The organism is Microbacterium sp. K35, from assembly GCF_004794375.1.
In the GTDB taxonomy this organism is placed as follows: domain Bacteria; phylum Actinomycetota; class Actinomycetes; order Actinomycetales; family Microbacteriaceae; genus Microbacterium; species Microbacterium sufflavum.
The window spans coordinates 1-10,385 of sequence record NZ_SSDM01000240.1 but is presented as its reverse complement, the minus strand read 5'-3'; the positions used below and the strand labels follow the sequence as shown (position 1 = coordinate 10,385).

12 protein-coding genes are annotated in these 10,385 nt (G+C 70.4%); 6 read left to right on the top strand and 6 right to left on the bottom strand.

Features of this window, described 5'->3' with window-relative positions:
* Positions 1–47: 47 nt before the first annotated feature.
* Genes DW299_RS09125 through DW299_RS09115 form a run of 3 tightly spaced genes read right to left on the bottom strand, consistent with a single transcriptional unit; the run spans position 48 to position 1,615 of the window.
* Positions 48–407: a helix-turn-helix domain-containing protein gene (locus tag DW299_RS09125; protein ID WP_136036392.1), complete on the bottom strand. Its 360-nt coding sequence runs from the start codon at positions 405–407 to the stop codon at positions 48–50.
* Positions 408–467: 60 nt separating this feature from the next.
* Entirely contained in the window at positions 468–938 is a 471-nt protein-coding gene (locus DW299_RS09120; RefSeq protein ID WP_136036391.1) for a MarR family winged helix-turn-helix transcriptional regulator, read from the bottom strand.
* Positions 939–955: 17 nt separating this feature from the next.
* Positions 956–1,615, bottom strand: coding sequence for a GTP cyclohydrolase II (locus tag DW299_RS09115; protein ID WP_136032021.1), 660 nt, complete (start codon positions 1,613–1,615; stop codon positions 956–958).
* Positions 1,616–1,702: 87 nt separating this feature from the next.
* Between DW299_RS09115 and murJ the strand changes: the two genes are divergently transcribed.
* Positions 1,703–3,409, top strand: a complete 1,707-nt coding sequence (gene murJ / locus DW299_RS09110) for a murein biosynthesis integral membrane protein MurJ (RefSeq protein WP_240745362.1) — start codon at positions 1,703–1,705, stop codon at positions 3,407–3,409.
* Positions 3,410–3,418: 9 nt separating this feature from the next.
* On the top strand, positions 3,419–4,258 hold the full coding sequence (locus DW299_RS09105; RefSeq protein WP_136036390.1) for a sulfurtransferase: 840 nt from the start codon (positions 3,419–3,421) through the stop codon (positions 4,256–4,258).
* Here DW299_RS09105 and DW299_RS09100 read toward each other — a convergent pair.
* The gene (locus tag DW299_RS09100; protein WP_136036389.1) at positions 4,246–5,178 is read right to left on the bottom strand and encodes a hypothetical protein; all 933 of its coding nucleotides are present in this window, start codon (positions 5,176–5,178) and stop codon (positions 4,246–4,248) included. The two genes, DW299_RS09105 and DW299_RS09100, sit on opposite strands and share 13 nt — an antisense overlap.
* Before the next feature lie 288 nt (positions 5,179–5,466).
* Between DW299_RS09100 and DW299_RS09095 the strand changes: the two genes are divergently transcribed.
* The 3 genes from DW299_RS09095 (at position 5,467) to DW299_RS09085 (ending at position 7,950) form a co-directional block, all read left to right on the top strand.
* Complete coding sequence (locus tag DW299_RS09095; protein WP_136036388.1) at positions 5,467–6,111, top strand: acyl-CoA synthetase; 645 nt, start codon at positions 5,467–5,469, stop codon at positions 6,109–6,111.
* Positions 6,108–6,470: a hypothetical protein gene (locus DW299_RS09090; protein WP_136032030.1), complete on the top strand. Its 363-nt coding sequence runs from the start codon at positions 6,108–6,110 to the stop codon at positions 6,468–6,470. The genes DW299_RS09095 and DW299_RS09090 overlap by 4 nt, the downstream gene beginning before the upstream one ends.
* Before the next feature lie 127 nt (positions 6,471–6,597).
* Positions 6,598–7,950, top strand: a complete 1,353-nt coding sequence (locus DW299_RS09085) for an MFS transporter (protein WP_378823190.1) — start codon at positions 6,598–6,600, stop codon at positions 7,948–7,950.
* A 12-nt stretch (positions 7,951–7,962) separates the two neighbouring features.
* On the opposite strand, the gene purB is transcribed toward DW299_RS09085, so the two are convergent.
* Both purB and DW299_RS09075 read right to left on the bottom strand, forming a co-directional pair.
* A complete protein-coding gene (purB, locus tag DW299_RS09080) occupies positions 7,963–9,345 on the bottom strand; it encodes an adenylosuccinate lyase (RefSeq protein ID WP_136036386.1) in 1,383 nt (460 codons plus the stop codon).
* Between the two features lie 23 nt (positions 9,346–9,368).
* Positions 9,369–9,890, bottom strand: coding sequence for a low molecular weight protein-tyrosine-phosphatase (locus DW299_RS09075; RefSeq protein WP_205812681.1), 522 nt, complete (start codon positions 9,888–9,890; stop codon positions 9,369–9,371).
* Between the two features lie 140 nt (positions 9,891–10,030).
* Here DW299_RS09075 and DW299_RS09070 point away from each other — a divergent pair, with 140 nt between their 5' ends.
* Positions 10,031–10,300 (top strand): hypothetical protein, encoded by a 270-nt coding sequence (locus DW299_RS09070; RefSeq protein WP_136032036.1) that lies wholly within the window; start codon positions 10,031–10,033, stop codon positions 10,298–10,300.
* Positions 10,301–10,385 lie beyond the last annotated feature (85 nt).

Here is a 10,385-nt window from a genome sequence, read left to right as displayed (position 1 = left end):
GGGGCAGGCGTCGCGGGCGGCGGCGAACCCGGGCTCCACCGGGGAGGTCAGGCCGCGAGGGCGAAGGCGCCGCGCGAGGCCGAGACCGCAGCCGATGCCGATGCCGAGGCCGCAGTCGCGCGCAGGTCGTCGGCCACGGCGCTGGTCAGCTCGACCAGGCTCGTGTCGAGGGCTCCGGCGATCGCGGCGATCATCTCGCTCGACGGCTCCTTGAGCCCGCGCTCGACCTCGGAGAGGTATTGCGGCGACACCCCGGCCTTCTCGGCGGTGGCGGTGAGGGTCTCCTCGCGGTCGTGCCGCCGACGGCGGAGCTGGTCGCCCAGCAGCTGCCGCCACAGCGGCTCGGGGTCGCTCGGCTGGGGACGGGCGGGACGGGGAGCGCGGGGGAACGGGACGATGTCGGCCATGCCTCACGATAATCCGGGCGCTCGGCGGGGTTCGAGGCGTTCTGCTCAGAGCAGAACGCCTCAGAGCGCCGCGGTCACACCCGGGAGCAGCTTCGTGAGGATCGACTGGAGCTGTTCGCGTTCCGCGGGGGTGAGCGGGTCGAGTACCAGCTCGCGCACCTGCTCCACGTGCACGGGGGCGGCGGTGCGCAGCATCTCCCTGCCCGCGGGGGTGAGCGCGGCCGACAGCGTGCGCTTGTCAGTACTGCACGACGTGCGCTCGACCCAGCCCCGCTCCTCGAGGGAGTCGAGCGCGTGACTCAGCCGCGAACGGCTCAGACCGGCGATGCGTGCGAGTTCCGTCATGGTGACCGCGCCGTCGTCGCGCCCCGCGAGCGTGACCATGATCGCGTAGCGCGCGTGATTCAGGCCCACCTCGTCCTTGAGCGTGCGGTCGAGCACCTGGGGCAGCAGCTGCACGAAGCGGATGACGGGCAGCCACGTCGTCATCTCCGTGTCGTCGAGCCGACGCTCCGAGCGCTGGGCCGTCATGGTGTCCTCCCCGCCGGTCACGCCGCCGACAGGTCGATCGTGTGCGCGGTGTGGTCGCGCTTGGCCTGCAGGTAGCGCGAGTTCGACTCCGACAGGTGCACGCCGGTGGGCACGCGCTCGGTCACGCGGATGCCCAGCGCCTCGAGCTGCACGGCCTTGTCGGGGTTGTTGCTCAGCAGACGGATGCCGTCGACCCCGACGGCGCGGAGCATCTGGGCGGCGACCGTGTAGTCGCGCTCGTCCTCGCCGTGACCCAGGGCGACGTTCGCCTCGTACGTGTCGAGACCGGCGTCCTGCAGCGCGTAGGCGTCGAGCTTGGCGTAGAGGCCGATGCCGCGACCCTCCTGGCGCAGATACAGCAGGAACCCGCCCTGCTCGGCGATCCGCTCGACCGCTTCGCGCAGCTGGGGGCCGCAGTCGCAGCGCTCGGAGCCGAACACGTCGCCGGTGAGGCACTCGCTGTGCGGGCGGACGAGCGGGGCATCGCCGCCCTCGGCCGCGCGGTCGAGCGCCGCGCGCCAGTCGCCGAGGCCGAGCAGCAGGTGCTCGCGTCCGTCGACCAGTCCGTCGAAGGTCACGACGTCGGCCGTGGTGGTGTACCCGTCGCCGAAGCGCAGCGGCACCCGCACGCGGGTCCGTTCGGTGGCAGCCGGCGCGACGGTTGAACTTTCAATCATGCGGGGTGCAACGCCCGCCGCCCGCTTCTATTCCCGACGGGGTCCGCGAATAAACCCGGGCATCTCGCTACTCGAAGGAGAAGCGACGTGACATCATCGGCCCCCGACGGCGGAACCGAGGAGCGGATGGTCGGGGTGGAACGCGGAAGCATCATGCTCGGAGCGGGCACTCTTGCTTCCCGGGTAACCGGTCTCCTGCGGACGGTCGTTCTCGTCGGTGTGGTCGGCTCGAACAGATCGGCGGTCGCCGACGCGTTCTCCGTGGCGAACCAACTTCCTAACAGCATCTTCGGGCTGATCTCCGTCGGTATCCTCACGGCCGTGATCGTGCCCCAGATCGTCCGAGCATCGCGGCGCCAAGACGGCGAGGAGTTTGTATCGAAGCTGGTCACGATTGGCGGAGCTATTTTCCTGCTGATGACGGGCGCGGCCGTCGTTGTGGCACCCTGGCTGGTCTCCTTGCAGTTGCGCCCTGAGAACACCGCTCAGATCGCCCTCGCCACCGCGTTCGCGTATTGGTGTCTCCCGCAGATCTTCTTCTACGGCTTGTATGCGCTGCTCGGTGAGGTGCTGAATGCCAAGGGCATTTTTGGCCCGTTCGCCTGGGCGCCGGTGGCGAACAACATCTTGTCGATCATCGGATTCCTGCTCATCGGTATGGCATTCGGCGAGAACCTTGCGCGAGTGGCGGAATGGAGCCCGGGCATGATCGCGTCACTAGGCGGCGTAGCGACCGGCGGCATTGCCCTGCAAGCGCTGGTCCTCCTTCTCTTCTGGAGGAGAACCGCTATCCGGCTGGAGATCGACTTCCGGTGGCGGGGCGCCCAGCTGGGCGATCTTGGCCGCGTTGCGAGCTGGACTCTTCTTATGGCATTGGTCAGCCTCGGCGCGGGCTTCTATCAGAGCTGGGTCGCAAACGAGGCATCCGGCCAGGGCGCCGCATCGGCCGTGATGAGCAATGCCTGGCTCGTCTTCATGCTGCCGTATTCGATCATCGTGCTGTCGATCGGAACCCCCTATTACACGCGATTGTCCGAGCACGCGTCGCTCGGCGCATATCCCGAGATGAGGCGGGACATTTCGCGGAGCATCAGAACACTGGGGTTCTTCTTGTTCGCAGCACTGTCGGCCTTAGTCGCGGCTGCCGTGCCCGCTTCGCGCGTCTTTACGAATTCACCACACGATGCAGCGGAGGCCTCTCTCGTCCTTTGCTGCTACTTGTTGAGTTTGGTACCGCTCGCCGTTCTATTTATCGTGCAGCGGACCTTTTATGCGCTCGGAGATACACGTACGCCGTTCTGGTTCACGCTCTTCCAGACCGCAGTCGTGATCGCGACCGCCAGCCTCGCGTGGCTGCTCCATGAGCTGCATATCCTCCCGGTCACATCACTTGCAGCAGCCGTCGCTCTGGGGCAGTCGGTCGCGTCGATCGGCCAGAGCGCAATCGCGGTGGTGTTGCTCCGGCGGAGACTCGGCGGTCTTCACGTCCAAGATTGGGTTCGCCCACTGGCGCGGTGTCTCTTGGCAGCAGTGCCAGCGACACTCGCGGGGTGGGCGTTGTATCTCGCACTCGGCGGTCAGGCTGGTTGGTTCGTCAGTGACAAGCTCCCGGGTGTTCTCGGGACGATCGCGATCGGTCTGCTCAGTGGGGCGGTCTACGTCTCGGCATTGGCGATGTTCCGCGCACCTGAGCTTGCCGCTGCGCTGGCGCTGATTCGTGCGCGCTTCCCGCGACGCTTCTCGGCCGTGTCGTCGGATGACGCGACGAACCGAAGACGCACGGGGAGTCGGTAGCCTCGCAGCATGAGCGACCTCGTCTCCGCGACCGAACTGCACGACCTCCTCGCCGGTGAGGCGCCCGTCCGCGTGATCGACGTGCGCTGGCGTCTCGATCGACCGGAGGCCGGGCACGCCGACTACCTCACCGGTCACATCCCCGGCGCGGTGTTCGCGGCTCTGGACACGGAGCTGTCCACGCACGGCGAGCCGGACGCGGGGCGCCACCCACTGCCGTCGACCGCCACGCTCCAGGCGGCCGCGCGCCGGTGGGGCGTGCGCGAGGGCGACACGGTCGTGGCGTACGACGACACGAAGGGGCTCGCGGCGGCTCGCGCGTGGTGGCTGCTCCGGCAGGCCGGTGTTCGTGTGCGCGTGCTCGACGGCGGGCTCCGCGCCTGGACGGCCGCCGGGTACGGCACCGCGACCGACGACGTGATCCCGGAGCCGGGCGATGTGGTGCTCGACGAGATCGGCGACGACGCCCTCACGATCGACGAGGCCGCTGCGTTCCCGGAGTCGGGCGTGCTCCTCGACGTGCGCGCGCCCGAGCGCTACCGCGGCGAGACCGAGCCGCTCGACCCGGTGGCCGGACACATCCCCGGTGCCATCAACCTCCCGACCGGTCTGCATCTCGATGCGGACGGCCGGGTGCTCGACCGCGACACCGTGCTCGCCACGCTCGAAGGGGTCGGCGTCACCCGCGGCACCCCTGTTGCGGCGTACTGCGGCTCCGGCGTCACCGCGGCGCACACGGCGCTCGTGCTGCACGAGGTCGGCATCGACGCCCGGGTGTTCCCCGGCTCGTGGAGCCAGTGGTCGAACACCCCCGGTCGTCCGGTCGCGACGGGCGATCAGCCCGGCTGAACCTCCGCGTCCGCGGGCCCGTACCCCCAGCGCAGCTGGAGGGCGCCCGGGCCGAACGCGCGCCGCACCTGGTGCACGGAGGTGCCGCGGGTGAGCGGGACGGGCGAGACCGAGCGGCCGTCCGGGGTCTCCACGACCTCTTCGCACCAGTCGGGCACCGCGTCGGGGTGGAATCGCGTCCACACCAGCAGCTCCCGGCACTGGCGGCCCACCGCGTGCCCGGTGTCGCGCGACGGCGGCGACCCCGGCGGGTACTCCACCGACCACTCGACCATCGCCGTGTCGGGCGCCTCGAGCGGCACGTCCAGCTCGAACAGCGCGCCGTGCACCTCGCCGCCCGGGTGCGAGTAGTGGCGGGTGAAACGGCCGCCCGACACCGCCCGCAGGATGGGGGCAGGGGAGGGCAGCCCCGGCATGATCTCCAGGAACGGGATCGCATGGATGGTGCCGGTCGTGGACTGCACGATGCTCCTGGTGGAGCAGAAGGACACGTTGCCCCGCTCGTCGACGTCGGTGACCGAGTGCGTGGTCAGCTCGCGTGACGTGTCGGGGTACGGGCTGCCCATCGCCGTGTAGGCGTCGATCACGGCCTGCTCGATCTCGCGGTGGTCGATGGGGAAGCCGCTCACCCCGAGCGGTCCGGTGCGGTTGGGGCGGAGCAGACGGCTGAGCGCGGCGTCCTCCAGCCCGAGCAGGTCCTCGATGTCGGCCAGGGCCGCGAGCGACTGCGCGCCCTCCGGCCGGCGAGACCCGGAGCGCCAGTAGCTCAGCGTGGCCATCGACACCCGGTTGCCGCGTGCCTTGAGCTGGCGTTGCAGCCAGGAGAGCGTCACGGGTCTCGCGTTGATCGCGTCGCGCAGTGCCCTGGCGAAGGCGCTGCGCCCGGGTGGGCGCGGCACGCCACCGTTCGTGTACTCCATCACAACCCCCCGTCCGGTATGTGAAGAACACTTCCCTAGAGTGAGCATAAGACCGCGCGAGCACGCTTCAGGGGACCGAGCGAGCACGTGGGTCACTGGGCTCTGACGTGTGGGGGAGGTGCCCGACCCCGCGACCGTCCGGCCCGACGCAGTGACGCCCCCCGTGCTGCGTATGTCGTGAAGCCCGGCAATCGATCTGGGGAGATCCGCCGGGCTTCACGCGCATCCGCCCGGCGCTGGCGTCTCCCGCCCCCGCGTAGACTGGGGGGAAACCCCGGAGGACTCTGCATGTCTGCCCCTGCTCGCGCGTTCACCATGCGCCACGTGCAACTGCTGCGCGCACTGTTCGCGGCCGTCGCCGCCCTCATGATCACCTTCTCGTCGGATCACTCCGCCCCGGTGGGGCTGTCGGTGTTCAGCGGGTTCGTGCTGGTGACGGCGCTCGTGCACGTGCTGGCCGCCTGGCTGGTGCTGCCCGCGGGTTCGCGCTGGTCCTCCATCCTGCTCGCCGTGGTGAGCGCCCTCGCCGGCATGGCGAGCGGCGTCCCCGCCTGGCGCACGGACGACGTGTTCTTCGTGGTGGTGATCTCGTGGGCGGTGCTCAGCGGCGGGATCGAGCTGCTCGCGGGCATCCGGGCGCGTCGCGTGGGCGGGATGCTCGCCCGCGACGCGATCACGGTCGGCGCGCTGACGCTCCTGCTGGCGGTGGTGATGCTGCTGATCCCGGCCGGGTTCGTGCAGGAGTACACGATCGACGCGGCGGGCACGTTCGTGCTCTCCGGCATCATCCTGGGCGTGGGCATGTTCGGCGGTTACGCGGCGATCGTCGCCGTCTTCCTCGGCATTGCGGGACTGACCCCGAAGCGCGCCGACGCGCCGGAGGTCCCCCACGACGACCAGAGCGAGCCGGTCCAGCACGGAGGAGAGCGATGAGCGACGAGAAGCCCACCCGGCGGGACATCCTGCGTCCGCTCCACCTGCTCGGCATCGCGCTGGGCTGCGGCGTGTTCGCGATGGTGGTCACGCTGGTGTCGACCGGTGCCTTCACCCTGCGCGTGAACACGGCCATCGCGAACGGCACGTACGAAGGGCTCACGCCGCTGGCCCTGAGCCTGGTCGTGGGTGGCTCCGCGTTCATCGTCACCCTGCTGATCCTCGCGATGCTGATCCTCGCGGTCGACCCGGCCGATGTGACCAAGACCATCGACCGGCCGGTGCTGTACGACGCGGAGCCGGGCGAGAAGCCCGACAGCGACGACCAGGCCCCCGGGCGCTCCGGCACCGCGAAGTGACGACCCTCGGCCGCCCGTCCGTCGGAATACTCCGGCGGGCGGGCGGCTTGTGCCTGACGTGAGCACCCCCATCGATCGCGCCTCCGTCGGACTCCGCTCGGAACGCGGACCGGTGCTCGCGGCGCTGATGCTCTCGACGGGTCTCATCGCGATCGACGCCACGATCCTGGCCACCGCCGTGCCCAGCATCGTGCGCGACCTCGGCAGTTACCAGCAGTTCCCGTGGCTCTTCTCGGTGTACCTGCTCGCCCAGGCCGTGAGCGTGCCCATCTACTCGCGCTTCGCGGACACGGTCGGACGCAAGCCCATCATCCTGCTCGGCATCGCCCTGTTCCTGCTCGGCTCGGTCCTCTGCGGTCTCGCGTGGAGCATGCCGGCGCTCATCGCGTTCCGGGTGGTCCAGGGGCTCGGCGCCGGAGCCGTCGCCCCCATGTCGATGACGATCGTCGGCGACATCTACACGGTCGCCGAGCGCGCGAAGGTGCAGGGCTACATCGCCAGCGTGTGGGCGGTGTCGTCGGTGGTCGGACCGGCCCTCGGCGGCGTGTTCGCCCAGCTCGACGCGTGGCGCTGGATCTTCCTGATCAACATCCCCCTGTGCCTGCTCGCCGCGTGGGTGCTGCTGCGGCGGTACACGGAGCAGAAGCAGACGCAACGGCACCGCATCGACTACCTCGGGGCCGTGCTGCTGACGGTCGGCCTGACCGGGGTGATCCTCGGGCTGCTCGAGGGCGGCAACGCCTGGGAGTGGCTGTCGGCGCCGAGCGCGCTGTGCTTCGGGGCGGGGATCGCGGCCCTGGTGCTGTTCGCGCTGGTGGAGCGGCGGGCACCGGAGCCGATCGTCGACCTGCGGCTCGTCTCGCGCCGGCTCATCCTCACCACGACCCTGGTGTCGCTCGGCGTGGGGGCGCTCATGATCGGCGTGACCAGCTTCGCGCCCACCTACCTGGAGGGCTCGCTCGGCATCGTGCCGCTGCTGTCGGGCCTCGCCGTGGCCGCGCTCACGCTCGGGTGGCCCATCGCCGCGGCCAACGTGGGGCGGTTGTACCTGCGCATCGGCTTCCGCCGCACCACGCTGATCGGCATGAGCATCGCCTCGGTCGCGGCGATCGTCCTGGCCTCGGTCGCGTCGTGGCCGAACCCGTACGTGCTCGCCGTGATCGCGTTCGTGCTGGGCTTCGGCCTGGGGTGGAGCGCGGCGCCGACCCTGATCGCCGCGCAGTCGTCGGTGGAGTGGGGTGAGCGCGGCGCCGTGACCGGCATGAACGCGTTCGCCCGCTCGGCAGGCAGCGCGGTCGGGGTGGCCGTGTTCGGGGCGATCTCGAACGCGATCATCTCCCAGGGGGCAGGGCCGGACGACCCCGGCACGATCGTGCACGCGTCGGTCGGGGTGTTCATCGCGGTCGCCGTGACCGCGCTGCTCACCCTGCTCGCGGCGTCGTTCATGCCGCGCGACCGCGTGGAGTCGTACTCCGGCTGACCGCGCGCGGGCTCAGCGGGCGAGGCGCTCGGCGATACCCGTGTAGGTCGCGGGGGTCAGGGCGAGCAGGCGCTGCTTGGCGGCGTCGCCGATCTCCAGACCCTCGACGAATGCCGCGAGCTCGGCCGCGCCGACGCGGTGCCCGCGCGTGAGCTCCTTGAGCAGCGCGTACGGGTCGGTGATGGTGGAGCGCCCGGCGACCACCTCGGCCCGGATGACCGTCTGGATCGCCTCGGCCAGCACCTCCCAGTTGCCGTCGAGGTCGGCGAGCAGCACGTCGCGCGAGAGCGAGATCGCGTTGAGTCCCCGGCGCAGGTTGTCGAGCGCGAGCAGCGAGTGCCCGAACGCGACACCGATGTTGCGCTGCGTGGTGGAGTCGGTGAGGTCGCGCTGCAGGCGGCTCGTGACGAGGGTCTGCCCGAGCGACGCGAACAGGGCGCCGGAGATCTCCAGGTTCGCCTCGGCGTTCTCGAAGCGGATCGGGTTGATCTTGTGCGGCATGGTCGACGAGCCCGTGGCACCGGCGACCGGGATCTGCGCGAAGTAGCCGAGCGAGATGTACGTCCAGATGTCGGTGGCGAGGTTGTGCAGGATGCCACCGGCGTGCCGCACGCGGTCGTAGAGCTCGACCTGCCAGTCGTGCGACTCGATCTGCGTCGTCAGGAGGTTGAAGCCGAGCCCCAGGCCCTCGATGTACTCGCGGGCGATGGTGGGCCAGTCGGCGTCGGGGTCGGCGGACAGGTGTGCCGACCAGGTGCCGGTCGCGCCGGAGAACTTCGCGAGGTAGTCGGTGCCGGCGATCTGCGCACGGACGCGCTCCAGCCGCCACGCGAACACCGCGAGCTCCTTGCCCATGGTCGAGGGCGTGGCGGGCTGGCCGTGCGTGCGGGACAGCATCGCGGCGTCGGCGTGCTCGACCGCCAGCTCGCGCAGCTTCGCGATCACGGTGTCGAGGGCCGGGAGCCAGACCTCCTCGACCGCGCGCTTGACGGTGAGGGCGTAGGAGGCGGAGTTGATGTCCTCGCTCGTGCAGGCGAAGTGCGTGAGCTCGGCGATCGCGTCGAGTCCGAGCGTCGAGAGACGGTCGCGCACCAGGTACTCCACGGCCTTCACGTCGTGCTGCGTGATGGCCTCCTTCTCGGCGAGCCAGTCGATCTCGGCCTGGCCGAAGTCGCGGTACAGCGCGCGCAGGCGCTCCTTGTCGGCGTCCGACAGCGGGCTCGTCTCGAAGAGCGAGCGGTCGGTGAGCGCGATCAGCCATTCCACCTCGACCTCGACGCGCGCGCGGTTGAGCCCGGCTTCGGAGAGGAAGTCGGCGAGTCCGGTGACGGCACCGCGGTAGCGACCGTCGAGGGGGCTCAGGGGCTGCGGCGGGAGCGAGGGCTGGAAAGTCAGGGGAGTCCTCCTGATCGGGCCCCTCAGAGTCGGGGCGTGCGGGGCGGGCGCAGAGCGGGTTCGAGCTGGCGGAACAGCCCCCGCGTGGCGGTCTCAATCATACCGAGCACCGAATCGAACATCTCGGCGCCCGCGTAGTAGGGGTCCGGCACGTCGGGGCTCGGCGCGTTCGGGTCGAACGAGAGCAGGAGCGTGACCTTGCCCTCCTCGTCTTCGTCGCGCGCCCACTCCCGCAGGATGCGCTCGTGCGTGCGGTCGAGCGCGACCACGAGGTCGTTCTCCGCGAACGACGCGAACGTGAACTGCTTGGCGCGGTGCTGCGAGCCGTCGTAGCCGCGGCGCGCGAGCGAGTCGATCGTGCGGTGGTCGGCGCGCTCGCCCAGGTGCCAGTCGCCCGTGCCCGCGCTGCGCGAGACGATCCGCGCGCCGAGGCCCTGGCGTTCCGCGAGGTCGCGGAACACGACCTCGGCCATGGGGGAGCGGCAGATGTTGCCCGTGCAGACGAAGATCACGCGGAAGGGATCCTGGGCTGTCACGGTGACCATTCTGCCGGTCGGGGCGCCTCCTGCACAGCGGCGGCCTCGCGGGACCCGCCCTTCCTGCACGTCTGTGCATCCGCGCGATCTCTTCACGGGCACTGCGAACCGGGTCGGGAGCCATGTCGGCACCGGCGCAGGGTGGAGCCATGACCGCGTTCACCGCCACCACCTTCGACACTCCACCGCACGTCTGGGCCCGCATCCGCGCCTCGAGCCATCTGGGCGATGCGCTGCACGCGCTGAACGACGCCGTCGGCACGCTGCGCGCGGTGGTCGACGACACGGCGTGGGAGTCCGCAGCGCTCCGGGCGCTGCACGAGGGGATCGAGCGGCAGCACCACGCCGCGTCTGCCGAGGTCGAACGGCTCCGCGGTGTGCGCGACCACTGCCTGGGAGGCGACCGGTGGGCGGGCTGAGCATCGACCACGGCGGAGTGATCGCCGTCGACACCGAGGAGCTGCGGGCCGTGGCTGCGCGGATCGCCGCGGCGATGTAGTCGTT